Source organism: Jezberella montanilacus (genome assembly GCF_003003055.1).
Lineage (GTDB): Bacteria > Pseudomonadota > Gammaproteobacteria > Burkholderiales > Burkholderiaceae_B > Zwartia > Zwartia montanilacus.
This window is the reverse complement of the sequence record NZ_PVTV01000014.1, coordinates 23926-49502: the sequence shown is the minus strand read 5'-3', so window position 1 is coordinate 49502 and position 25577 is coordinate 23926. Positions and strand designations below refer to the sequence as shown.

Genomic DNA, 25577 nt, shown 5'->3' with positions numbered 1-25577 from the left:
GAATCAACATGAACCAAACTGCCAAACTTGCGGCCATGCGCGACGCGATGTCGCGCGCTGATGTCCAGGCTTGCTTGATCCCCTCTGCGGATCCGCACTTATCAGAATACTTACCCGAATACTGGCAGATTCGTTTATGGCTGACAGGCTTTACTGGCTCGGTTGGCACGGTCGTTGTCACTCAGGATTTTGCTGGGGTCTGGGTGGATAGCCGTTATTGGGTGCAAGCTGAGACTGAACTGGCAGACACCGGCTTCGTCATGATGAAAATTGGGACAGCTGCTGATCCAGGTCATGTTGAGTGGTTGGCAGAGCACGTAAACGCAGGTCAAGCAATCGCGATTGATGGTCGGGCGTTAAGTCTCAGCGCCCGTGACGCACTGGTCACGGCGACCCAAAAGCGTGACATCACGCTCAGGCTGGATCTTGATATCCCTGGCCAGGTCTGGCTTGATCGACCGACCTTACCTAAAGCGCCCATTCTGGATTTTTCGCTAGAGTACGCGGGCCTCAGTCGTGTTGAGAAGATTGCCCGAGTGCGCGAGAAAATGCGAGAGGCAGGCGCGCAGTGGCACTTGATTTCGACTTCGGACGATATCGCCTGGATTTTGAACTTGCGTGGTAGCGACGTTGATTACAACCCGATATTTATGTCACATTTATTGATCAGCGAAGGCTTGACCAGATTATTCGTCGGCAAGGGCAAAATCCCGCCATCGCTTGTTGACGAGCTCAAAGAAGAAAGGGTTGCGGTGCTGCCATACGAAGACGCAGCAAACACCCTGACTGGTTTGCCCGCGCCTGACACCTTGTTGTTTGATCCTGCGCGAACCACCTGCGGTTTGATCGATCAGATCAAGATCAAAACGGTGCGTCAGATCAATCCAAGCACCTTCATGAAATCGCAAAAAACTCGCCATGAGCTGAAACACGTCCGGCGTGTCATGGAGCTCGACGGCGCTGCGTTATGCGAGTTTTTTGCCTGGTTTGAGGCAAACGTGAATCAAGCAGGACAACCAGCAATTGATGAATTGCAGGTCGATGAAAAGCTGATTGAGTTTCGTGCCGCGAAATTTGGGTTTGTCTCGCCTAGCTTTTCGACCATTGCGGCCTTCAATGCAAATGGTGCCATGCCTCATTATCGCGCGACACCAGAATCCTTTGCGATCATTGAAGGCGATGGTCTGCTTCTCATTGATTCTGGCGGACAGTACTTAGGCGGTACGACAGACATCACTCGTGTGGTGCCAGTCGGGCAACCTAGTCAAGAGCAAAAAGAGGATTACACGGCAGTCTTGAAGGCGATGATTGCGCTATCAAGACTTACCTTCCCCGAAGGTGTGGCTGCCCCCATGCTGGATGTGATCGCCCGGGCTCCCTTATGGGCAAAGATGGCCGAATATGGACATGGCACTGGACACGGTGTAGGTTACTTTCTGAATGTGCACGAAGGGCCGCAGGTCATTTCTTACCGCGCGGCCCCAGCGCCCCACACGGCTATGCGCGTTGGCATGATTACATCTAATGAGCCCGGTTTATACAAACCAGGGCGGTGGGGGATCCGGATCGAGAATCTGGTCTGCAATCAATCTGCTGGCGAATCCGAGTTTGGCGAGTTTTTGCGTTTTGAGACGTTAACCCTCTGCCCGATTGATACCCGGCCGATTTTGGTGGATCAGTTGGATGTCGCAGAGGTGGATTGGCTCAACAGTTACCATGCAACCGTCCGGGATCGCCTCGCGCCTCGACTAACCGACGCAGCTTTGGATTGGTTGCTGTTACGAACAACACCACTTGTCGTATAAATTTTTTGGTATTTGGGCATTTGACAGCCGCGCATAGTTTTGTAGCGAGGCTATAATCCAAATTTCCAGCATGCGCTTCTTCTCGGGCGCGTATATGACATGACCAAATACGTATTTGTCACCGGTGGCGTGGTTTCATCCTTGGGTAAAGGGATAGCCGCCGCATCGCTTGCAGCGATTCTCGAGTCTCGTGGGCTGAAAGTCACGATGCTCAAACTAGATCCTTACATTAACGTTGATCCGGGCACCATGAGCCCTTTTCAACACGGCGAGGTCTTCGTGACCGAGGACGGTGCTGAAACTGATCTCGATCTAGGCCACTACGAACGATTCATTTCGTCGAAGATGCGCAAGGCCAACAACTTCACCACAGGTCAAATCTACGAATCAGTTTTACGCAAAGAGCGCCGTGGCGATTATCTGGGTAAAACGGTTCAAGTCATCCCTCATATCACCAACGAAATCCAGGATTTCATTGCGCGGGGTGCCGAGCAGGCGTGGGATGGGCAAACCGATGTCGCCATCGTTGAAATCGGCGGTACGGTAGGTGACATTGAATCTCTGCCATTTCTTGAGGCGGCCCGCCAGATGAGTTTGCGCCTTGGGCGCAATAACGCGGCCTTCATTCATTTGACGTTGTTGCCTTTTATTGCATCAGCAGGTGAGTTAAAGACCAAACCAACTCAACATTCGGTGCAGAAGCTGCGTGAAATCGGCATCATCCCGCACGCCTTGCTCTGCAGAGCCGACAGGCCAGTTCCTGACGAAGAGCGGGCCAAGATTTCCCTGTTTTCGAACGTTCCGCTTGATGCAGTGATTTCTGTCTGGGATGCAGACTCTATCTACAAAATCCCTGCTATGTTGCAAAAACAGGGTTTGGATGACTTGATTCTTGAGACATTGCACATACAAGCACCCCCAGCGGATTTGACGATGTGGGACGGTTTGGTCGATGCCCTCGAGCACCCTGCGCATGAAGTTCACATTGCGATGGTGGGCAAGTACGTTGACTTGACTGAATCCTACAAATCACTCACCGAAGCATTGATCCACGCTGGCATTCACACCCGCTCCAATGTGATTGTCGAATACATTGATTCAGAAGAGCTTGAACAAAATGGGACGACTGTCCTTGAGCGTTTTGACGCGATTCTGGTTCCTGGTGGCTTTGGTAAGCGAGGCACTGAGGGCAAGATAGCCGCGATTCGTTTTGCCCGAGAGCATCAAGTCCCTTACCTGGGTATTTGTCTGGGTATGCAACTGGCAGTGATCGAGTTTGCCCGCGACGTCGCGGGTCTGGTCGACGCCAACAGCACAGAGTTCAACGCTGAATCACCCCATCCTGTTGTGGCCCTGATCAACGAATGGATGGATCGCGAAGGCAAAGTTGAAAAGCGTGACGAGCAATCTGACCTTGGCGGTACGATGCGAAAGGGCTCACAGCGTTGCCCTGTCAAACCCAATACTCGTGCGCATGAAATTTACGGTGATGAGGTCAATGAGCGTCACCGCCATCGTTACGAGGTCAATAACGTATATGTGCCAAGGCTGGAAGCGGCCGGTTTGGTCATCAGTGCGCGTACACCAACCGAAAATCTGCCTGAGATGATGGAGCTTCCCGACCATCCCTGGTTTGTGGGTGTGCAGTTCCATCCCGAGTTCACCTCTACACCGCGAGACGGTCATCCCCTGTTTACCAGTTATGTTCGTGCTGCCTTGGCTAAACAGCAAGCCGGTCAAGTCAAATCATGAAGCTCTGCGGATTCGAGATCGGTCTCGATCAGCCTTTCTTTTTGATCGCCGGGCCTTGCGTGATTGAGTCGAGGCAAATGGCGTTCGATACGGCAGGCTTGCTCAAAGAGATCACCTCGGCGCTGGGCATTCCTTTCATCTATAAAAGCTCGTTCGATAAGGCTAATCGTAGTTCTGGCTCGTCTTATCGCGGTCCAGGTATGGATGAAGGCCTGCAAATACTGGCGGATATTCGTTCAGAGCTTGGTGTGCCGGTGTTGACGGATGTCCACAGCATGGAGCAGATTCAAGCAGTAGCAAACGCTGTCGATGTGCTGCAAACGCCCGCTTTCTTGTGCCGACAGACCGATTTCATTCAGGCATGCGCGGCAAGTGGGAAGCCCGTAAATATAAAAAAAGGTCAGTTCCTGGCGCCTCACGATATGTTGCAAGTTGTAACGAAAGCGCGCGCGGCGGCCAAAGCCGCCGGGGTTGTTGAAACCTTAATGGTATGTGAACGTGGTGCATCATTTGGTTACAACAATCTCGTCTCTGATATGAGATCGCTCGCCATTATGCGTGAAACGGATTGTCCAGTCGTGTTTGATGCTACGCATTCTGTTCAACTGCCGGGCGGTCAGGGCACGTCGTCCGGTGGCCAAAGAGAGTTTGTGCCAGTTTTGGCGAGAGCCGCCGTGGCGGCCGGCGTGTCAGGGCTCTTCATGGAGACTCATCCGAATCCGTCTAAAGCCCTGTCAGACGGCCCCAATGCAGTCCCGCTGCACACGATGAAAGATTTACTGACGACGTTGATCAGCATCGACGAGGTAGTCAAGAAAGCGGGTTTTCTTGAAAACACCATCAACGACGCGACATAGATTCACTTTTACTTACAGGAAATCATCCCATGAGTTCGATTGTTGACATTATTGGACGCGAAATTCTTGATTCGCGCGGTAATCCCACCGTTGAGTGCGACGTTTTGCTTGAGTCGGGCGCAATGGGCCGTGCCTCGGTCCCCTCAGGCGCTTCGACCGGTTCGCGCGAAGCGATTGAGCTGCGCGATGGGGATAAGAAGCGCTACCTTGGCAAGGGCGTTTTGCGTGCGGTTGAAAACCTCAACACTGAAATTTCTGAAGCGCTGATGGGTTTGGATGCACAAGAGCAAACCTTTGTGGATCGTACCTTGATTGAACTCGACGGTACCGAGGCTAAGGGCCGTTTGGGCGCGAATGCAATTCTGGCGGCAAGTATGGCGGTCGCTCGTGCTGCCGCTGACGAATCTGGCCTGTCTTTATATCGGTACTTTGGTGGCAGTGGTCCGATGAGCATGCCGGTTCCCATGATGAATGTCATCAACGGTGGCGCGCATGCGAACAACACGCTTGATATGCAAGAACTGATGATTCTGCCTATTGGTGCGTCAAGCTTTCGTCATGCCATGCAGATGGGTGCAGAGACTTTCCATGCACTGAAAAAAATCATCAATGACCAAGGTATGTCGACAGCCGTCGGCGACGAAGGCGGTTTTGCGCCGAATGTGCCTAATCACGAGGCCGCCATTCAAATGATTCTGCGTGCAATCGAAATGGCAGGATACGAGCCAGGCCGACAGATCGCCTTAGGTCTTGATTGCGCCGCCTCTGAGTTCTATCGTGACGGCAAGTATGTCCTGGAAGGCGAGGGTGGTATTAAGCTCTCGTCGCAAGAGTTTACGAATTTGCTGGCTACGTGGTGTGATAAATACCCCATCATCTCGATTGAAGATGGCATGGCAGAGAATGACTGGGACGGTTGGAAACTGCTGAGCGATCAGCTGGGTAAAAAGGTTCAATTGGTCGGTGATGATCTGTTTGTCACCAACACCAAGATTCTCAAGCAAGGTATCCAGCAAGGCATCGCCAACTCGATCCTGATCAAGATCAACCAGATTGGTACCTTGACCGAAACCTTTGCCGCGATCGAAATGGCAAAGCGTGCAGGTTATACCGCAGTGGTTTCACACCGTTCGGGTGAAACCGAAGACTCAACTATTGCAGATATTGCAGTCGCCACGAACGCGATGCAGATTAAAACGGGGTCTTTATCACGCTCGGATCGTATGGCTAAGTACAACCAGCTCTTGCGCATTGAAGAAGAACTCGCCGAAGTCGCTAGCTATCCAGGTCGTGAAGCTTTCTATAACCTGCGTTAATTGCTGACAGGTTAAGCGACATGCGTTTGCTTTTCATTATTCTGCTGGCACTGGTCGCCTTGATTCAATATCCTCTCTGGAAGGGTCGAGGCGGCTGGTTCGAAGTCAGAGAACTGCAGGCGCAGTTGGCAGGCCAAAAAAGCATCAATGAAGGTTTATTGCTGCGAAATCAGGCTCTCAGAGCTGAGATTAGCGATTTGGAATCTGGTACGGAAGCTGCCGAAGAGAGGGCTCGAGGTGAGCTTGGCATGATGAAACGCGATGAAATTTTCGTGCAAGTACTGCCACCCAACGTCAAACCACCGATGACCAAGCCTGTTGATACGGCGACAAGCAATGTCGGTACGGCAAAGCCCAATCGTTAATATCCCACGCTTACAAGCTGAGGTCACCAAAGCATTGGGTCACTTTGCATCATGCCGCGTTGCTCGACCTGAATAGCAACTAACCCGTTTTTGTAGCCGTTTGCGATGTACGTGTCGTTTGACTTCATGAGCGTTTTCATGACTAAGCCGACGCCCGGCGTCAGAGGTTTATGCAGATACGTGACTTGCAACCAGACTGTATTCGCCTCAAAGGCGTCGTGACCTGAGTGCGGCCCTTGGCCGTTTTGCCATCCCGCTCGAATCTTGTCTTGATGCTGTTCGAGAAGATAGCTATTTCGGATCGTGGCGCGACCGTTGCGCCGAGTCAAAATCGGGTGCGCAAAATCAGCAAAGTCCTTTGGGTTGGGCGAAAGATGAACCATACGCCAAGGCGCTAAACCTGTTTGGAGCTGAAGCGACCGCATCACGTCACGTTGCCTGTCTTTAATCGTGGCATGCCTGCCTGCGGGAGCAAAAAGTGGCAGCAGAGCTTGCTCGAACGTGGCGAGTGTCAGCGCTGGATTGTTATGGCGAGTGATGCAAGTACGCATCGCCTCGCTTAACGCAACCATGATCATCAGCCGAGTCTGGTTAAAACGAATTAGCTCTATCCCCAGAGCACCCAAAAAGAATAGCGGGATGGCAACAATCGTGAACTCTACAAAACTTGCCCCGCGTTGCCGAAAAGCGCGACGGTTGAGCCCGAGCCAATATCTTTGTCGTTGCGATCCTGAAGTCATGTTTTAACCTGCTGAGCAATGCTGCATAAGTCGATAGGTTTGCCAGTGTGCTTGTTTTGAATGTCGTGATCGATTAGCAAAAATACGCAATAATCGACGCTTAAACAATTAACCGGGGGACACCAACATGGCTGAACAATTTGACTTATTAATCCGCAATGGTTGGGTGGTGGATGGTAGCGGTGCCCCCAGGTTTCGAGCTGATGTGGGGGTCAACGGTGAGCGCATTGTCAAAGTGGGTGATTTGTCACAGGCAACGGGCAAAACCGAGATTGATGCAGACAATAAAGTGATTGCACCGGGGTTTATTGACGCTCATACCCATGACGATCGTTTGATGCTTTCTGGTGGCGACATGGCGCCCAAAGTCAGTCAGGGCATTACAACCATCGTAGGTGGCAATTGCGGCATCTCGTTGGCGCCTATGCCTCGAACCATACCAGACCCCGTCACCCCACCGTTGAATTTGTTGGATGGTGATGGTGAATGGTTTCGATTCAAAGATTTTGCCAGCTACGTCAAAGCCTTGAGTGATCAACCTGCCGCCACTAATTGCGCGATGTTGGTTGGTCACACCACGTTACGGGTCGCGACGATGACTGATTTAGAAGCACCAGCGAGCGCGACCGAGATCAAAGCGATGCGTGATCTGGTTCAAGAGGCTTTAGAGGCGGGTGCAATTGGTGTGTCGACGGGGCTCTATTACGAGCCTGCAATCGCTGCGCCGACTGAGGAAGTGATTGCGATTTGTGAGCCCATGCGTGAACTGGGCGGTGTTTACTGTACTCACATGCGTGACGAGGCGGACAACATCATTCAGTCGTTGACGGAGACTTTCAGGATTGGGCGCGAGCTAGATGTACCGGTTGTGATTTCCCACCACAAGGTTGTTGGTGTCAAAAACTACGGACGCTCAGCCGAGACGCTTGATTTCATCTCACAACACATGAAGAGTCAGAAGATCTGTCTGGATTGCTATCCCTACCCGGCTTCGTCCACTATTCTGTCGGCGCATCGCGTTAAGAACGCGACTCGTGTCACCGTCACGTGGTCTGAAACCTTACCTGAGTACGCGGGTATGGATTTAGCCGACATCGTGGAAAAGATGGGGGGGACAGTTGACGAAGTCGTGGCGCGCTTGCTTCCTGCCGGCGCAATCTATTACATGATGGATGACAATGATGTACAGCGCATTCTTAAGTTTGATGAGACCATGATCGGGTCCGACGGATTACCGCACGATGCGGCACCGCATCCCAGGCTATGGGGCAGTTTTCCTCGTGTGCTTGGGCATTATGGGCGTAAGCTGGGTTTGTTTTCTCTCGAAACAGCGATCCATAAGATGACTGGCTTAACGGCCAAGAATTTTGGTTTAAAAGACCGCGGCTTGATACGCGAGGGTGGGTATGCGGATTTGACCTTGCTTGATCCCGAGACGATCGATGAGGGCGCAACCTTTGCGAAACCAATTGCGCCCGCTATCGGGATTGATACCGTGATGGTTAACGGCTCGATCGTCTGGCAGGATGGCTCCCCAACTGGTAAGCGACCAGGCCGAGTACTGCGTTACGAGCGTTAACTAATCGACCTTAGCGCCTGACTGTTTGACAACCGCAGCCCACTTTGCGGTTTCACTGATCGACATCTGGCGAAACGCTTCAGGTGAGCTCGGTTCCGCCTCGGATCCAGTTGCTTTGAATTTCGCCAGGAGTTCTGGGTTGGTGAGCGCTTTTCTCATGGCAGTGTTGAGCTTGTCAACAATATCTTTCGGCAAATTCGCTGGGCCCACGAGACCACCCCAAGCCGTGAACTCGAAGCCTGTGACTCCTTGCTCCGCGATAGTAGGAATATCCGCGAAACTCGCTGATCTAACTTTGCTTGATACGCCCAAGGCTCGCATCCTGCCTGCTTCAACATGACTGGCTGTGCTCGGAGCGTTGATCATCAGTACTTGGATATTGCCACCAAGCAAATCTGTGACTGCGTTCGTTGCGGCCTTGTATGGCACGTGAACCATGTCGATACCCGCCATGGATTTAAAGAGCTCCATGCCCAGATGAGAAGTCGTGCCATTACCCTCTGAACCATAAGCTAATTTACCTGGGTATTGCTTTGCATAAGCAATCAGCTCTTGTACATTTTTGACAGGCACATCGTTATTGACCACCAATAAATTCACCACCCTCAGCGCATTACCTATCATGGTGAGATCGGTATCGATGCGGTAAGGGATGTTTTTGATCAGCGAGCTATTGGTCGCAAGCGAAACAGCGTTTGCGTAAAGTAAGGTGTAACCGTCGGGCGCAGCACGCACGGCCTCCATTGTGCCAATGACATAAGACCCACCCGGTTTGTTCTCAACGATAAAAGGCACGCCTAAGTCGACTGACATTTGATTCGTGAGTGTACGAACCAATACATCTGCAGCACCCCCCGCAGCGGATGGGACAATGACTTTAATGGGTTTATCCGGATATGCTGCGTGGACGATCGAACTCAGAAATATCGCAAACCCGATAAGGGTCGATTTGAAACCGGATTTACTAGGCATGGCACCCCTCAAGGCTTGAATTCAATAGGATGAGCTTACTTTTCAGGCTCAGACGACCAGCGATTTCAGTGCAGTGTTTTATTATCCGCAACGGTTACGGCTTGAAACAGACTCGTCGCATCAATTGCATCGAAGAGATAAGGTTTGCCACAAAACTCGCAGGCAACTTCAATTTTGCCCTGCTCAGTCAGGATGTCGTCAACCTCTGTTTGTCCCAGCATTTTCAGCATATCAATGACGCGCTCGCGGGTGCATGAGCACTTCCAGGTAATGGGCTGTGCCTCGAAACCGAGCAAGGTCTCTTCCCAGAACAAGCGATGAATCATCGTATCTTGCTGAGTTTCAAGCAGCTCTTGGCTGGTTAATGTGTTGCTAAGTGCCGTGGCGCGTTCCCATGATTGCTCAGCGGCCGCTTCACTGGTTAGCGCGTTACCACCGGTAATCGGCATTTTTTGTAACAATAGCCCAGCACATTTTTGCCGATCAGCCGACAACCAGATTTTGGTGTGCAATTGTTCTGAGCGAATCATATATTGCTCGAGCGCCTCACTGATGCGGTCGCCTTCAAGCGGGACAATACCCTGATAAGCTTGTCTGCCGGGCGTGTTTCTTGGTGGGTCGAGCACCACAATAAATCGAGCGCCTCCGTGGGGATTGAGCAGTGTCTGCAGGTCACCTGAATCGGGTAACGGTTGATCGCGCAGTTTGACCGTCGCGCGCACACTCAGATCTGCACGGCACTCTGCTACCATCAACGCGATCGCACCATCACCTTGTATTTGCAGCAAGAGCGATCCGTCAAATTTTAGGTTCGTAGCCAGTAACACCGCTGCAGCGACTAACTCACCGAGCAAACTGGCTACCGCTCGCGGGTAGTCGTGGTGAGCTTGAGCTGCCAGCCATGTATCGGTGAGATGCACACTTTCGATACGCACACTTCTGTCTTCGAACAAGTATTTTTTGATTACGTCTGTCATAAAACGGCTCAACCGATACGCTTGAGTTGTTTGAGATACATCTGCGCGCGTTGAGCGTAGTTCATGATGTTTTTCTGAATGCCTTCAATCTCTTCGGCAGAGATAGTGCGGACAATTTTGCCGACACCAATCACCAAACTGCCATCGGGGATTTCACGACCTTCGGGCACAATCGCCCCAGCACCGATCAAACAATTTTTACCAATTTTGGCATGATTCAGAATGATGGCTTGCATGCCGATCAGCGTCCCAGTTTCAATGACGCAGCCATGCAACATGGCTTGATGACCAATCGTGACACGCGGAGCAATGGTCAGCGGCACACCTGCATCAGAATGTAAGACGCTACCTTCTTGTACGTTACTTTGGGCTCCGACCAGAATTCGCGTATTGTCACCACGGATACTGACATTGGGCCAGATACTGGCACCCTCTTCAATCACCACATCGCCGATCAGGTCAGCCGAGTCAAACACCAAAGCGGTGGGATGAATTTGTGGAGCGAGGTCGCCCAATTGATAAAGTGCCATCGAATCATACCTGCCAGTTAACTAGTTGACCGATTTTACTCGCTCGACTGCGCTCTGCGGACAAGGCAACAACAGTCATTAAAAGGATCAAGTGAACTTGGCTTTTCGACTGCCGGCTTTCTGGGGGTTGACACGGCCTTCTTCGAGTTGCCTCAACACACGGCGCTGGATTTTGCCCGTGGTTGTCATCGGAAGCTCAGCAATGTATTCGATTTCTTTTGGATATTCGTAGGGCGCCAAGCGAGTGCTGACATGTTGTTGCAGCGCTTCAGTGATCGCTTGTTTCGCTTGATTTTGATATTCACCCGTCAGAACCACAAATGCTTTCACGACCGCACCACGTTCTTCGTCGGGCTTGGGCACCACGGCAACGTTGGCGACGGCAGGGTGCTCTAGCAGGCAGTTTTCAATTTCACCAGGTCCGATACGATAGCCTGAGGACTTAAATACATCATCAGCCCGTCCAGCGTACCAGAGGTAGCCCTCCGCATCCATTTTTGCCAGATCCCCGGTGCGACACCAGTCGCCAGTAAATTTCTCGGTCGTGGCGACTTCATTGCGCCAATAACCCAGAAACAGGATAGGGTCTGGGTGGCCGTGAATATCTGCACGGTTAAGTGCGACGTCGCCTATTTCACCGACGGCACAGACTTGACCAGATTCATCAATCACCGCAACTCGATGCCCAGGGTAAGGTCGTCCCATACTGCCTGGCTTTGCAGGCCATTTCTCGTGGCTATTCCCAACAAGATAATTCATCTCGGTCTGACCAAACATCTCGTTTGGTGTAATGTTCAGCGCCTGCTGGCACCATGAAAACACGGTCTCGCCGACACTTTCGCCAGCGCTCATGATGGCTCTGAGGACCAAACGATAACGATTGTGAGGCTCTGGTACTGCTTTCATCATCATTTTTAGAGCGGTAGGAAACAGAAAGGTGTTGGTGACCCGGTAGCGTTCCATGATTTCAAAAGCACGCTCTGCGCTGAAGCGACCTCGCGTTCCCACGATAGACTGACCAAAATAGAGCGTTGGCAAGAGCGCATCCATCAGGCCACCTGTCCAAGCCCAATCGGCGGGCGACCAAAAAACGTCGCCTGGTTGTGGGAACCAGTTTTGCGAGGCAACGAAGCCAGGTAAATTGCCGATTAGAACGCTATGTGGCAAGAGCGCACCCTTGGGAGCCCCTGTTGTACCCGAGGTGTAGAGCAGAATCGCTGGATCGCTAGATTTCGTTTGAACCGGTTTGAACTCAGTTGGTTGTCGAATCAGCAAACTGCGCCAATGCAACACCCGCTCATCCTGTACGTTTATACCAATTAGTTGCTTCAGCGCGGTGCATCGAGGTAGCGCTGCCAGTACGTTCACACTGGACGTGTCATCAAAAATTGCAACCCGTGCCTCAGCATCCTTGATCCTTTGTTCGAGGGCTTCTGGGCCGAACAGGTTGGACAGAGGCAAGGCAATAGCGCCCAGGCTATAGATCGCCATGTGAGCAACCACATTCTCTGGTCGCTGCCCTAACACGACAGCAACCCGATCTCCCCGTTTAACACCCATTCGGGTCAAACCATTGGATAGCTGATTGGCAGTCTGGGATAGACGCTCGTAAGTCCAGATTTCTCTCTGGCTGGCCTCATCCTCGAAAAAAATGGCGATCTGCCGAGCATGCGCTGTGCTTTGAGCCCAACGATGGCAACATTCGACTGCAATATTCAGGTTAGCCGGGACTAGCCAACGGAAGGAGTCGTAAAAATGGGCGTATTGATCAGACATTCTGCTGGTGCAAAGACATAATCCCCATAGCATGGCTCAGGGATGGTTTTGATGCAACCACCGCCTAGCTGAGGATCCCCAAATATAGGGTTTTTACTTATTCGTTTTCAGCGATTTACTTCAATTAAGGCGGTGCCTGCCAGCCTATCGTGCAAAAATTGCTGTCCTTGGGTAAACCAAGTCGGGATCAGGTTAGTAAAAGGCGCCGACACAAATAAAATTAGCGTTCCTGGCCAACCTGTGAGGTAGAACAAGCCTTTGATCGTTAGAAACGTAATGAGGGGAAGAATCCACATTAAAGCGTAACGCAGCAGCATTTGTGCTGTGCTCGGTCGCCCGCTAGCGCTGGTCACCAGCCTGATATTCCAGGCTTTCATGGGCAAGGTCTGACCGCTGCGTTTCCAACAGGTCAAGAAGTAAAGCCCAATAACAATAAAGAGAAAAATTTGTCTCACAGACAATAAGGTGAGACCATTGCGACTTTGCGTCAGGCTGTCAAACGCGTAATCAGCAACGAATACGGGACCAAAAAGCAAAACGCCTTCGTACATCATTGCCGCGAAGCGTCTGGATCGAGGCGGTGCCTGAGGCACAAGCGCAGAAAAATCTTTAGAAGTAGCGTTCATCACGGGTATTATCCCGCACTTTCAACCCCAAGTTTGTTACATCGCTCTTTAGAGCGATGTTTTACAACATCTGGCTAATTGACGCATTGCCACGTGCAATCAGGCCTTTCTCTCTTAACTTGATCATTTTGCTGACCAGTTTTTGGATTGAGCGCATTGGGCTGTAGTTGTATTGGTTATCCAGAGCCTGAGCCAGGATTTCGCGCTCGAGGGTGTCGGTTAAACGGGTATCTGAATTAAAAGTCATGATGGCTTCCTTAGTTGTCTAGGGTTAACCCTATTATAGGGAAAACCCTAGACAATAACAAGCCCTATCGAGCAGTAACTAATCTTGTGTTGCGACGCAGCAACTTATTCGCTCGCTTCAAGGTCCTTTCTATAGCTGTGTGCGACCAGTTCAAAGCTGAATAAACGACAATCCAGTGCTCCGTTAAAGAGGGGATAGCGACGTAACGGTTTCAGACGCATATGTTTAGGAAGCTCGTGATCAGAGGTAATGACGCTAACCTGCCAATCAGTGAACTCGCTTTTGAGGTTGGCAGACCATTCGCGCCAAAATTCGAGGTCCTGTTCGTCCAGTCTATCGCCATAGGGGGGATTGGTCACGAGCCATCCGGATGGCGCCGGGGCCACTGCATCCCGAGCGTCACCGACTTCAAATCGAATGGTGTCAGGTGTCAGGTAAGCGCGTTCGGCGTTGCGCTCTGCCGCTTCAATCGCTTCAGGATCAACATCTATACCGATGAGCGGTGCATCAAGCTCTGGCAATATATTTGCTTGAGCGTCTGCTTTCAGATCATCCCATTGACGGGTGTCGTGATCACGAAGTCGTTCAAAGCCAAAAGGGCGCGAAATGCCTGGCGGCACACCCAGCGCAATCCAGGCTGCTTCAATCAGCACCGTGCCGCTCCCGCAGAAGGGATCCAGTAGCGCTGCGGCAGGATCCCAGCCTGACAACGCCAGAATGCCAGCTGCTAAATTTTCGCGCAAGGGAGCTTCGCCTTTATCAAAGCGCCACCCGCGCTTAAATAAGGACTCACCAGAGGTATCAAGATAGAGCGTTGCAGTATCTTCAGACAAGAAAAGATGTACCCGTGCGTCAGGTCTGACGGTATCAATAGACGGGCGCTCGCCTTCGAGCTCTCGCAGCCGGTCGCAAATCCCGTCTTTGGCGCGTAAATTACAGTATTGCAGGCTTTGCATTGGGCTTCTGACGGCAGAGGTATCTACACGCAGCGTGTGTTCGGCCCCGAGCCAGCGTTCCCAAGGCACTGACTGCGCTAATTCGAGAATGTCGTCTTCATGAGTAACCGGTGCTTGTCCGACCCTGACTAAGATGCGTGTGGCGAGCCGAGAGTAAAGATTGGCTCTCTGTACGCCCAGCCAATCACATTCGAAATGACAGCCTGCGCGAGTGGGCTGCACATGATTGAAACCTAGCGCGTCGAGTTCGTCAGCGAGCACCGTTTCTAAACCCACCGGGCAGGGCGCGAAGGCAGCAAAGGTTTCTGCGGTTTGCAAAATCGGTGCTCTTTCGATTAGTTGAATTCGATCTGTCCGAGCGATTCGATCGGTTGGTCGATCAGCTTGATCACGTCTCGGGTTGCCACGTTTGTTACGATCGTCAGGTCGCTCAATAGGCGTTTGTGCGAAGGTTTCAACCGGCTGGTTGACTTGCTTAAAACGATTTTGCTTCTCTTTTTCGAGGGTTAATTGCGCTACCTGCCTGGCACGAGCGCCAAGGCGGGTTTTAGGTTTTGTGCGCGAATCAGCTTTTGAATCCGACTTTGAATCGCTCGCTTTTGGTTTTGCTTTAAGCGTCAGCGTTTTGCCCTGGGATGTCATGGTTGTTTTGTCGTCTTCAAAATGGCTTGACCACGACTAGCGCGGTCACCACGATTAAAAGAATGACTGGCACTTCGTTAAACCACCTGTAGAAGACATGCGAACGTTTGTTCATCCCTGCTTCGAATTTACGCAACAGGATCCCGCAGGCGTGGTGATAGCCGAGCACTAACAAGACAAAAAGCAGTTTGGCGTGCATCCAGTAGTTACCTGGCCCCGTGCCTACACCGTAATGCTCCAGAAATAGCCATAGACCCAGCACTAGCGCGGGGATAGCTAGAATAGTCATAAAGCGGTAGAGCCTACGAGCCATCCCGACGAGCGTTTGGAGGCAGGCCTCGTCCTGCGCTTGCGCAAGGTTGACGTATATCCTGGGCAGATAAAACAAGCCGGCGAACCAGGATGCAACAAAGACAATATGAAACGTTTTGACCCAGGCCATGATTTGTTCAATCCTCAATAAGATAACGGATCACAGTCTCAGTTGACCATGACCTTCAAGCACCCATTTCAAGGTGGTGAGTCCTTCCAGACCGACAGGCCCACGAGCATGCAAGCGGTTGGTAGAGATGCCGATCTCGGCACCAAGACCATATTCAAAGCCATCGGCGAAACAGGTCGGCAAATTCACATAGACTGAACTGGAGTCAACTTCGCGTTGAAACTGTTCAGCCGCTGAAATATTCTTTGTCACGATTGAATCTGTATGGCCAGAGCCATACGTTGCAATATGAGAGATAGCAGCCCCAAGGCTATCGACGACTTTAACCGCCAGAATAGGGCCCAAGTACTCAGTGCCCCAGTCTTCGGTTGTTGCCACTTCTGCCTGGGTAATAAGTTGTCTGGTCCGGTCACATCCACGAATGGTGACGCCGTGGTCCGTGAACCTTTTACCCAGCACAGGCAGCAATGCGACGGCGACGGCTTCGTGAACCAGTAGGGTCTCCATCGAGCCGCATACACCGTAGCGGTAGGTTTTGGCATTGAAGGCAATGTCACCGGCCTGGATCAGATCGGCGTGCTGATCGACATAAACGTGGCAGTTGCCATCGAGATGCTTGATCATTGGTACTCGGGCCTGTTCGGCGAGTCGGCTGATCAGGCTTTTGCCCCCTCTTGGGATAATCACATCGATGTGTTCAGTCATCGTGATCAGTTCGCCCACTGCATCTCGATCTGCCGTTTCGACGATTTGTACTGTATGGGAGGGCAGACCGGCCTTCTGCAGGCCTCTTCTAACGATCAGACTCAGTGCCAGGTTAGAGTTCAGCGCCTCGCTACCGCCACGCAAAATAGACGCGTTGCCGGATTTTAAGCAGAGTGCAGCAGCGTCAATCGTGACGTTGGGACGAGATTCGTAAATGATGCCGATGACACCAATCGGTACACGCATCTGACCGACGCGCATGCCGTTGGGACGAATCGTGCTTGCGGTCAGACTGCCCACGGGATCGGGCAACTCGGCGATCTGGCGCAGACCCGCGCTCATGGTGTCTATCGTCTTGTCTGATAGTGTCAGTCGGTCAAGCAATGGCGCCGGCAATGACTTGGCTTTGCCAGCTTCAAGATCGATCTCATTGGCGGCTTTCAGGGCGAGTCGGCTGTCTTCCAGGCCATCCGCCATAGCCAACAGCGCATCATTTTTTTGCTGGCTGCTGGTTTTCAGTAGCGTGCGTGAGGCTTCTCTGGCCTGACGCCCCATTGTGTGCATGTGTTCTTTGATGGATATCATGTTTTACCTATTACTTGAGCCCACTGTCACTCGCATGGCGAGCCGCGTCATTTCTTCCCACGGGTCATGCAGACGACCAGCAACCTGGATTCCTTTGATCAGGCGATCAACTTCATGCGCATGTTGAACCGCCGCAGGCCAACTGTTCGGCGATACTCTCGCGATAGCTTGACGCGCTAAGCGTTCATGGGCACCAAAGATCCTTAATGACCTCAGTATGCCAGATGTGTCTTGCCCAAGCGCGCCAGCTTGTGCAACACGGGCCAGCGACCGGATTTCTTCTCCGATGGCCCATAAGACTAGGGGCAAGGCCTCACCTTCAGCTTTTAAACCAGCCATCGTGCGAAGCATTCTTTCGACATCGCCGGCGAGCATCGCATCTCGAAGCCCGAACACATCGTAGCGTGCCACATTCATGACAGCTTGTTCTACATCGCTCGCCTCAAGTTCACCCTCAGGGAACAGCAAAGCAAGTTTCAAGATCTCTTGGTGGGCCGCCAACAAATTGCCTTCAACTTTGTCGGCTAGCCATTGCAGTACGTCTGCCGTTACGCTTTGTCTTTGTCGGCTTAGGCGCTCAGCTATCCATTGCGGCAAGTGATTTCGCTCGACATTCGGTAAATCGAGCAGGGTAGACGAAGTAAATAACTGCTGTGCCCACTTGGTTTCGCGAGTGGCTCTGTCAAGGCGGGGTAGGGCGACGATGGTCAGCACATCCGAGTCGGTCACCCCGCGGCAAGTTTGTGCCAAACTCATCAGCGTTTCTGCACCCGTCTTGCCTGGCTTGCCTGTCGGGATCGATATCTCGAGCAAGGTTTTATCACCAAACAGTGAGCCGCTCTGAGTCGTTAACGCAACTTCCCCCCAATCACTGCGGGCATCCATGACAAGCGATTTTCTGTCCGTGTAACCAGCCTTGCGGGCAGCATGGCGAATCGTGTCACTCGCCTCAATGGTCAGCAAAGGATCGTCGCCCGTCACTACAAACAGTGCACTCAGGCGTGCATCAGGTTTATCGAGATTTCTGAGAGTCCGCTCGGCGTCCACAGCCTACTTACTTTTGAATCGCAGTAGGGGTAGGCATCATTTGCGACCGCTGAACAGCCTCGGGCAACTGTTGCGCAGGGCCTTTGATAGGACGGGCAACTTGGGCGGGCTCGCCTGACAAGTCAGTCGAATCGGTAGCCGCCAATCGTTCAGCTCGTTCAATGACTTCGGCAGAGGTCACACGACGCACGATGCGACTAATCGTCCCTCTTTCCATGTCTTTGAAAATGGTGGCAATCTCCCCTTCTTTGGCTTGAATCACATTCGGATCGTAAGGAACGTCGCGCACACTCAAAAATTCTTCGGCCGGCATGATGATCTGACCTTTGCCATCGGTCAATTGCATGACGATGACCAGTGTCAATTCGTATTCCTGCACCTGACCAAGAGAGTTAAGCGACACTTCTCTCATGGTTTTGCTATAAGCGATTTGTTGCAGTTGTGCCTCTGCAAGCGTTGGATTTTCTTCTATCCGTGTTTTGGGCGATGTTGCAGCGAAAGCCCGGCGCATATCTGAACCGAACTTGCTGTTTTCTTGAACGCCGATATAAAGGCTTGCAAAGGGAAGGGGGCTCTCGCCTGCCAGACGAAAACCGCAAGCAGTTAACGTTAACGAAAGCAACAACGATGCCGCCAGGCCTAGTGGTCTTGTCAGGGGTATTGATTTCGACAAATCAAACATCAGGTGGTCCTTTGGGGTATCACCGAGGTAGCTTAACCTACCACGTTGACAAGTTTACCGGGCACTACGATTACGCGTTTGGGCGCTCGACCTTCAAGATGACGAATCACCGCCTCGTGCCCCAGCGCGATTTGCTCGATTTGCTCTTTGGTCGCTTTGCGCTCAATATTTAACGTACCTCGTAGTTTACCGTTGACTTGCAAAACCATGTCTATTTCGTCAGTGACCAGCGCGGCCTCGTCGACTTGAGGCCACGGCGCGTCGAGCAGGTCACCGTATTGGTTTGCATAACCGAGCTCTGCCCAGAGCGTCCACGTGACGTGAGGAACCACTGGGTACAAAACCCTTATCAGGATACCCAGGGACTCGGCCATCGCAGCATCGGCATAGGCTGACGTCGTGAAGCTGGCGTCATCCAGTGCATTGAGCATTTTCATGCAGGCAGAAACAACAGTGTTGTACTGAATACGCTGATAGTCGTAGTCAGCCTGCTTGAGCAAAGAATAAATCTCGACACGCAGCTTTTTGATGTCAGCTGGGGCATCAGCCCATTCAGGCGCCTTGCTCGACGCGCCTCGTGCCACGGTGTCTTTGAGCTTAAAGCAAAGCGCCCACAGACGACGTAGAAATCTGTTTGATCCCTCGACCCCAGAATCCGACCACTCGAGCGTTTGCTCAGGCGGGCTGGTGAACATCACAAACAGACGCGCGGTATCCGCACCTTGGGTATCAATAAGAGATTGCGGGTCGACGCCGTTGTTTTTCGACTTGGACATCGTGCCCACACCGCCATAGGTGATGGTACGCCCATTGGTTTTAAGTGTGGCACCGGTAATTGCACCTTTTGAATCGTAAGTGTTTTCGACTTCTTCAGGCCAGAAATACTCAAGACCGCCGTTTTCTGTTTTGGCTGAATAAATGTGATTAAGCACCATGCCCTGACAGAGCAGCTTGGTAAAAGGCTCGTCAAACTTGACCAGACCGAGATCCTTCATGACCTTGGTCCAGAATCGCGCGTAGAGCAAGTGCAACACAGCGTGCTCGATGCCACCGATGTACTGATCCATCGGCATCCAGTAATCATTGCGAGCATCCACCATGGCCTGGTCGTTGCCGGGGGATGTGTAACGCATGAAGTACCACGACGAGTCGACAAAGGTATCCATTGTGTCGGTTTCACGCCTGGCCGGTTTGCCGCAACTTGGGCAGTGGCACGACAGAAAATCTTCGTGTTTGGTCAAGGGATTGCCACTGCCATCCGGAATGAGATCGTCTGGCAACACCACAGGCAGGTCAGCCTCGGGGACCGGAACAGGGCCGCAGTCTGCGCAGTGAATAATCGGGATTGGGGTGCCCCAATAACGTTGGCGAGAGATTCCCCAGTCGCGCAAACGCCACGTAGTTTGGCGGGTACCGACACCCAGTTCGGCTAGTTTTTGAGCAATGGCATCGAACGCTTGGGCAGAAGACAAGCCATCGTAGGGGACAGAGTTCACCAATCTACCGGTTTGCTTATCGGCATACCAGTCTGACCAGACTTTCGCGTTAAATGCGTGATCGCCAACTTGAACGACTTGTTTTATTGGCAAATTATATTTATTGGCAAAGGCGAAGTCGCGTTCGTCATGAGCAGGCACGCCCATCACAGCACCATCACCGTAACTCATCAGCACGTAATTACCGACCCATACTGGAATCGCAGCGCCGGTAATCGGGTGGGTAACAAACAAACCAGTATCGAGGCCTTCTTTTTCGCGCGTAGCAAGCTCGGCTTCGGTCGTGCCGCCTTGTTTACAGAGTTCGATGAAATCAGCGACTGCAGGTTGTGTTTTTGCGGCGTGCTGCGCAATCGGGTGCTCAGGGGCCACCGCACAAAAAGTTACACCCATAATCGTATCCGGGCGGGTCGTGAAGACAAACAGTTTGCCATCCTGAATCTCGCCACCGCCGTCTTGTTTAATCTCGTGTGTAAAGGCAAAGCGAACCCCTTCACTTTTGCCAATCCAGTTCTCTTGCATGGCACGAACCCGCTCTGGCCAGCCATCCAGGCCAGATTTGACTTGATCGAGCAGATCGGTGGCGTAATCGGTAATGCGCAGGTAGTAGCCAGGGATCTCCCGCTTCTCAACCAGAGCACCTGAGCGCCAGCCCCGACCGTCTATGACTTGCTCATTAGCGAGAACCGTGTTGTCGACGGGATCCCAGTTGACGACCTGTGTTTTACGATAGGCGATACCCTTTTCGAGCATCTTTAAAAAGAGCCATTGATTCCACTTGTAATAGCTGGGATCGCAAGCAGCCATTTCGCGTGACCAATCAATAGCCAGGCCCATCGCTTTCATCTGCTTTTTCATGTAAGCGATGTTCTCGTAGGTCCATTTGGCAGGGGGCGTCTTGGATTTGATCGCAGCGTTTTCAGCAGGCATGCCAAACGCATCCCAACCCATAGGCATGAGTACGTTGTAGCCCCGCATGCGCAATTGCCTGGCCATCATGTCGTTAATGGTGTAGTTGCGCACATGACCCATATGAAGCTTGCCGCTGGGGTAGGGCAGCATTGAGCATGCGTAGAATTTAGGCTTGAGTTGCCCCGCGGCGTCCTTGGCATACTCAGTGACGCGGTAGGCGTCTCTGGCATCCCAGTTAGTGTGTGCGGCGATTTCAACAACGGTAGGCTGGTAGCGATCCTGCATGGAGATGTGCCAATAAAAATCGATTAAACGAACAACCCCGCATCAAGCGGGGTTGTCAGGCAGTGCAATACAGCAACTGTAAACTGGAGAGCGCTGAATTACTTCAGTTTGGTCTCTTTGTAGTCAACGTGCTTGCGAGCGACCGGATCAAATTTCTTGATCAGCATCTTCTCGGGCATGTTGCGTTTGTTTTTTGTCGTGGTGTAGAAATGACCCGTGCCAGCTGTTGACTCGAGCTTGATTTTTTCGCGGATACCTTTTGCCATGATCTGCTCCTTTAGGCGATTTCGCCACGGGCACGCAGATCGACCAACACGGCATCAATGCCGAGCTTATCAATCGTACGCAGGGCGTTAGTGGATACGCGCAGGCGCACCCAGCGGTTTTCGCTCTCAACCCAGAAACGACGTGACTGCAGGTTAGGCAGAAAACGACGCTTTGTTTTGTTGTTAGCGTGAGAAACATTGTTGCCCACCATTGGGGCTTTACCGGTTACTTGGCAAACGCGTGCCATGATTGCACCTCTTTATACAGTTAGCCTTGTATTCTATTACGGAAACCATCTGATAATCAAGTCCTTCTGGCAATTAGGCCAATTGACCACCCTAAACTGGTGCATGTAGCCAACATCAGTACGAGCGGCAGAGGACCTTCCCAGGGCAATAAGCTCACGGTGGCGCCCGCGATTGCCCCACAGAACATCTGTAAGGTACCGAGCATCGCGGAAGCTGACCCCAGATGTTTCCCTTGATCGGCTAAGGCCATGGCTGCAGAGTTAGGGCCAACGAATCCCATCGAAAACATAAAGGTCATCAAACAAACCATCAGCAACGGCAGAGTGATTAAGCCAGTGAGCGTCAATATGAGTGCTGTCACACCCGCCACGGCCGCACCGGTCAAGGCCAGCGGCAAAATACTGATGGGCGAGCGAGTTTTCAGTAACCTGGCGCTGATCTGTGAGCCAATGATGAGACAAACTGCGTTCAAACCGAACAACATCCCGTAGTGCTGGGGTGCCACATTAAAATGCTGGATAAATATTCTGGGTGAACTGGCGATATAGCTAAACATAGCGGCCGAAATCATCCCGCCAGACACGGCGAAGGCCACAAAACGAGGTGATGACAGCAAGTTGATGTAAGTTCTGAAAATCGTAGCAAGGTGAAGCGATGTAATATTTTTCGGGTTAAGTGATTCAGTCATCACCCGGGTGACAGTCAAAATCAAAGCCACAGAACCCAACACCATGGCACCAAAAATACCGCGCCATCCCACGAGGTCGAGCAATTGACCGCCCATGATGGGCGCCAGAATCGGGGCGACTCCCATGATGAGCATGAGCAGCGATAGCGCTCGTGCAGCCTGTTGAGTGTCGTAATGATCCCGGATCACGGCACGCGGGATTACCAATCCAGCGGCCCCACCCATTGCCTGAAACAGCCGACAAAGCGTTAATACCTGGATGTTTGGCGCTAAGGCGCAGCCGATTGAAGCGAGAATGTAGAGCGTGAGCCCCCCCAACAGTGGTGGCTTGCGTCCGAAACGGTCTGCCAGAGGGCCATACAACAATTGCGAGATCGCCATACCGAACAGGTAGATCGCCAGCGTGCGTTCAACATCTCCGGAAGACACCTGAAAATCCTGCGCGATTAAATGAAAAGTCGGCAGATACATATCAATCGAGACAGGTGCAATGGCAGTAAGTGCACCCATCAAAATCAGCCAGCCTGGCATGTATGCAGGCGCCAGCTTTGAAGTCATATCGAGTCCGGGATCAGTAAGGTGGTGGGCATTATCGCTCAGAACCGTCTCACCGAATTTCATTGAATTGCAAGGTAAATATTTCTTTTTGATGAAAAATCTTATAAATTTAGTGAGATGTCGTTTTGCAGCTGCTTCTGACGTACTCTGGAACTGTTCTGGGAGACATTGGTTTGAATCCGTTCGTTCACGCTATTGCTGAAAAACTCGCATCGTTACCAGTCAAACTCTGTCTGGTGATGCCCGACGGGATGCAACTTGGTGATCTCAGTGCTCCCCTTAAGTTGCACGCTAAAGAAAAAAAAGTCTTGATGGATTTGGCCGCTGGCGATGTGGGCTTCATCGCGGCTGATTTTGTCGAAGGCCGCTGCGATATCGAGGGCTCAATGCGCGAAGTGATGGCAGCTGCTATTGCCCTGTTACCAAATAATCCCGCACTTGATGCGAAGGCGTCTTGGTTTGGGCATATCATCGATCGTTTTATCTCGGCTGCGCGTCATTCGATAGAACGTGATGCCAAGCAGATCCAGTTTCACTACGATTTGTCTGACGAGTTTTATCAGCTCTGGCTTGATCCGCGGCGCGTCTATTCATGTGCTTATTACCGGGCACCTCATCTGACCTTGGCTCAAGCCCAAGAGGCTAAGCTTGATCTGATTTGTCGCAAATTAAAGTTGAGACCAGGCGAGCGGTATCTGGATGTAGGTTCCGGATGGGGTGCGTTGCTACTTTGGGCAGCAGAAAATTATGGGGTGGATGCGACGGGCATCACTCTCTCCAAAAATCAATACGCCTACGTGAATAAATTGATCGAACGAAAGGGTCTGAGCGGTCGGGTCAGGGTTCACTTGTTGGATTACCGCGAGCTTAATCCGGCCCAGCCTTTTGACAAGATTTCATCAGTTGGCATGTTTGAACACGTTGGTCGCGCGAACATGACCCGCTACTTCGCTCAGCTGAAAGCCTTGCTTAGGCCGGGTGGCCTGATTTTGAATCACGGGATCACTGCAGCCACGCCAGATAATCCAATGATTGGGCACGGCATGGGCGACTTTATCGAGCGCTACATATTTCCCGGTGGCGAACTGTGTCACATCGGTCATGTACTGGCCCATATGACTGATGGAGGGATAGAGCCGCTGGACGTTGAAAATTTGCGGCCTCACTATGCTCGAACACTTTGGGCCTGGAGCGATTCTCTTGAGCAACAGCTTGACGCCGCAGCAATCGTGCTGCCCGGTGAGCGAGGGCAACGTGCGATTAAGGCATATCGTATTTATTTGGCGGGTTGCGCGCTAGCCTTTGAACAAGGTTGGGTCTCACTTCATCAGATCGTCGGTCAGCATTTAGCGACAGGACGTTCTGATGAGCTGGATATGCCACGTGACCAGGCTTATCCCTGGCGACGTGATTACATCTACAGCTAAGTCTTTGAAAATTATCAGGATTTAAACGGTTTCTAATACTTGCTCTGGGTTGGCTTTTACGTTCAGCATCGCCTGCGATGCGATTTCAAAGGAGCGAAGTCGCGCCTGGTGATCGAAGATCTGCCCGGCAAGCATGAGCTCGTTCGCCCCGGTTTTGTCTACCAGCGCCTGCAGACCTTGTTCGACGCTTGCACGAGAGCCGACGACTGCGCAAGACAAGGTTTGCATGACTGAGATTTTTTCCTGAGGTGTCCAGAAACTTTCGATGTCATCAATCGGCGGAGGCAATTGACCCCGCGTGTTGCGCCGCATGCGGGTGAATTGTTGTTGAACCGTTGTGAATAAGTGCCAGGCTTCTTCGTCCGTGTCGGCTGCGACAACATTGGTCAGCACAGTGGCGTGAGGTTTTGCCAGCTGATCTGATGGTTTGAACAAGGCACGGTATGCGTACAGCGCATCCATTAACTGCTCGGGTGCGAAGTGTGACGCAAAAGCATAGGGCAAGCCAAAATGAGCCGCGACTTGTGCGCCATAGGTGCTCGAGCCGAGAATCCAGAGGGGCACATGTGTGCCAGCACCGGGTATTGCTTTGACATGCTGGCCCGGTTGGATGTCACCAAAGTAGTGCTTGAGCTCCTGCACATCTTGAGGAAACTGATCTGAGCTGCCCTGCATATCGCGTCTGAGTGCCTGAGCTGTCTGATAATCCGTCCCTGGGGCACGTCCAAGTCCCAGTTCTATCCGGCCGGGAAATAGCGAGGCAAGGGTACCAAACTGCTCAGCGATGACCAGTGGCGCGTGATTAGGCAGCATGATCCCGCCCGAACCCACTCGAATGGTTTTAGTGCCAGCCGCCACATGCCCGATCACGACTGCCGTCGCTGAACTGGCGTTGCCTATCATGTTATGGTGCTCTGCAAGCCAGTAGCGGGTGTAGCCCCATTTTTCGGCATGTTGCGCCAGATCGCGCGAATTATTTAACGCATCGGCTGCGCTACCCCCTTGAGGGATAGGGGAAATGTCCAAAATGGAATAAGGGATACTCATATTGTTTACCGTCCACCCCTGCGGGTTATGCTAGCGCTATTGCACCAT

General features: G+C 52.1%; 24 protein-coding genes. 7 read left to right on the top strand and 17 right to left on the bottom strand.

Features of this window, described 5'->3' with window-relative positions:
* Window positions 1-8 precede the first annotated feature (8 nt).
* From BCM14_RS09570 to ftsB, 5 genes are all read left to right on the top strand, one after another.
* Window positions 9-1805 (top strand): aminopeptidase P family protein, encoded by a 1797-nt coding sequence (locus BCM14_RS09570; RefSeq protein ID WP_106227807.1) that lies wholly within the window; start codon window positions 9-11, stop codon window positions 1803-1805.
* Window positions 1806-1904: 99 nt separating this feature from the next.
* A complete protein-coding gene (pyrG, locus tag BCM14_RS09565; RefSeq protein ID WP_106227806.1) occupies window positions 1905-3557 on the top strand; it encodes a CTP synthase in 1653 nt (550 codons plus the stop codon).
* On the top strand, window positions 3554-4414 hold the full coding sequence (gene kdsA, locus BCM14_RS09560) for a 3-deoxy-8-phosphooctulonate synthase (protein WP_259673531.1): 861 nt from the start codon (window positions 3554-3556) through the stop codon (window positions 4412-4414). The genes pyrG and kdsA overlap by 4 nt, the downstream gene beginning before the upstream one ends.
* 29 nt (window positions 4415-4443) lie before the next feature.
* Window positions 4444-5730 (top strand): phosphopyruvate hydratase, encoded by a 1287-nt coding sequence (eno, locus tag BCM14_RS09555; protein WP_106227804.1) that lies wholly within the window; start codon window positions 4444-4446, stop codon window positions 5728-5730.
* Window positions 5731-5750: 20 nt separating this feature from the next.
* Window positions 5751-6095, top strand: a complete 345-nt coding sequence (gene ftsB, locus BCM14_RS09550) for a cell division protein FtsB (protein ID WP_106227803.1) — start codon at window positions 5751-5753, stop codon at window positions 6093-6095.
* A 23-nt stretch (window positions 6096-6118) separates the two neighbouring features.
* Here ftsB and BCM14_RS09545 read toward each other — a convergent pair whose 3' ends face one another.
* Window positions 6119-6835 (bottom strand): TadE/TadG family type IV pilus assembly protein, encoded by a 717-nt coding sequence (locus BCM14_RS09545; RefSeq protein ID WP_106227802.1) that lies wholly within the window; start codon window positions 6833-6835, stop codon window positions 6119-6121.
* Between the two features lie 127 nt (window positions 6836-6962).
* Here BCM14_RS09545 and BCM14_RS09540 point away from each other — a divergent pair, with 127 nt between their 5' ends.
* Window positions 6963-8414 (top strand): N-acyl-D-amino-acid deacylase family protein, encoded by a 1452-nt coding sequence (locus BCM14_RS09540; protein WP_106227801.1) that lies wholly within the window; start codon window positions 6963-6965, stop codon window positions 8412-8414.
* Here the strand turns inward: BCM14_RS09540 and BCM14_RS09535 are convergent, their stop codons facing one another.
* From BCM14_RS09535 to BCM14_RS09465, 15 genes are all read right to left on the bottom strand, one after another.
* Window positions 8415-9386 carry a Bug family tripartite tricarboxylate transporter substrate binding protein gene (locus tag BCM14_RS09535; protein ID WP_106227800.1) on the bottom strand — a complete coding sequence of 324 codons (972 nt, stop codon included), beginning with the start codon at window positions 9384-9386 and terminating at the stop codon, window positions 8415-8417.
* A 65-nt stretch (window positions 9387-9451) separates the two neighbouring features.
* Window positions 9452-10363, bottom strand: a complete 912-nt coding sequence (hslO, locus tag BCM14_RS09530; RefSeq protein WP_106227799.1) for an Hsp33 family molecular chaperone HslO — start codon at window positions 10361-10363, stop codon at window positions 9452-9454.
* Between the two features lie 8 nt (window positions 10364-10371).
* The gene (locus BCM14_RS09525; protein WP_106227798.1) at window positions 10372-10893 is read right to left on the bottom strand and encodes a gamma carbonic anhydrase family protein; all 522 of its coding nucleotides are present in this window, start codon (window positions 10891-10893) and stop codon (window positions 10372-10374) included.
* A gap of 87 nt (window positions 10894-10980) precedes the next feature.
* Window positions 10981-12669: an acetate--CoA ligase gene (locus tag BCM14_RS09520; protein WP_106227797.1), complete on the bottom strand. Its 1689-nt coding sequence runs from the start codon at window positions 12667-12669 to the stop codon at window positions 10981-10983.
* A 107-nt stretch (window positions 12670-12776) separates the two neighbouring features.
* Window positions 12777-13295 (bottom strand): RDD family protein, encoded by a 519-nt coding sequence (locus tag BCM14_RS09515; RefSeq protein ID WP_106227796.1) that lies wholly within the window; start codon window positions 13293-13295, stop codon window positions 12777-12779.
* Window positions 13296-13356: 61 nt separating this feature from the next.
* On the bottom strand, window positions 13357-13542 hold the full coding sequence (locus BCM14_RS09510) for a hypothetical protein (protein ID WP_106227795.1): 186 nt from the start codon (window positions 13540-13542) through the stop codon (window positions 13357-13359).
* Window positions 13543-13646: 104 nt separating this feature from the next.
* Window positions 13647-15140 carry a THUMP domain-containing class I SAM-dependent RNA methyltransferase gene (locus BCM14_RS09505; protein ID WP_106227794.1) on the bottom strand — a complete coding sequence of 498 codons (1494 nt, stop codon included), beginning with the start codon at window positions 15138-15140 and terminating at the stop codon, window positions 13647-13649.
* 16 nt (window positions 15141-15156) lie between these two features.
* Window positions 15157-15582 carry a CopD family protein gene (locus tag BCM14_RS09500; protein WP_106227793.1) on the bottom strand — a complete coding sequence of 142 codons (426 nt, stop codon included), beginning with the start codon at window positions 15580-15582 and terminating at the stop codon, window positions 15157-15159.
* A 30-nt stretch (window positions 15583-15612) separates the two neighbouring features.
* Complete coding sequence (locus tag BCM14_RS09495; protein WP_106227792.1) at window positions 15613-16872, bottom strand: glutamate-5-semialdehyde dehydrogenase; 1260 nt, start codon at window positions 16870-16872, stop codon at window positions 15613-15615.
* 3 nt (window positions 16873-16875) lie between these two features.
* Entirely contained in the window at window positions 16876-17919 is a 1044-nt protein-coding gene (holA, locus tag BCM14_RS09490; RefSeq protein ID WP_106227791.1) for a DNA polymerase III subunit delta, read from the bottom strand.
* A 7-nt stretch (window positions 17920-17926) separates the two neighbouring features.
* Window positions 17927-18601 carry an LPS-assembly lipoprotein LptE gene (locus BCM14_RS09485; RefSeq protein WP_106227790.1) on the bottom strand — a complete coding sequence of 225 codons (675 nt, stop codon included), beginning with the start codon at window positions 18599-18601 and terminating at the stop codon, window positions 17927-17929.
* 32 nt (window positions 18602-18633) lie between these two features.
* Window positions 18634-21294 carry a leucine--tRNA ligase gene (gene leuS, locus BCM14_RS09480; RefSeq protein ID WP_106227789.1) on the bottom strand — a complete coding sequence of 887 codons (2661 nt, stop codon included), beginning with the start codon at window positions 21292-21294 and terminating at the stop codon, window positions 18634-18636.
* 98 nt (window positions 21295-21392) lie between these two features.
* Complete coding sequence (gene rpmG / locus BCM14_RS09475; RefSeq protein WP_003810296.1) at window positions 21393-21560, bottom strand: 50S ribosomal protein L33; 168 nt, start codon at window positions 21558-21560, stop codon at window positions 21393-21395.
* A gap of 11 nt (window positions 21561-21571) precedes the next feature.
* Complete coding sequence (gene rpmB / locus BCM14_RS09470) at window positions 21572-21808, bottom strand: 50S ribosomal protein L28 (RefSeq protein ID WP_106227788.1); 237 nt, start codon at window positions 21806-21808, stop codon at window positions 21572-21574.
* 56 nt (window positions 21809-21864) lie between these two features.
* Complete coding sequence (locus BCM14_RS09465) at window positions 21865-23055, bottom strand: multidrug effflux MFS transporter (protein WP_445972073.1); 1191 nt, start codon at window positions 23053-23055, stop codon at window positions 21865-21867.
* 173 nt (window positions 23056-23228) lie between these two features.
* On the opposite strand from BCM14_RS09465, the gene BCM14_RS09460 reads away from it, so the two are divergent.
* On the top strand, window positions 23229-24482 hold the full coding sequence (locus BCM14_RS09460) for a class I SAM-dependent methyltransferase (protein ID WP_106228008.1): 1254 nt from the start codon (window positions 23229-23231) through the stop codon (window positions 24480-24482).
* 21 nt (window positions 24483-24503) lie between these two features.
* On the opposite strand, the gene BCM14_RS09455 is transcribed toward BCM14_RS09460, so the two are convergent.
* Window positions 24504-25529 carry an LLM class flavin-dependent oxidoreductase gene (locus BCM14_RS09455; protein WP_106227787.1) on the bottom strand — a complete coding sequence of 342 codons (1026 nt, stop codon included), beginning with the start codon at window positions 25527-25529 and terminating at the stop codon, window positions 24504-24506.
* Window positions 25530-25577 lie beyond the last annotated feature (48 nt).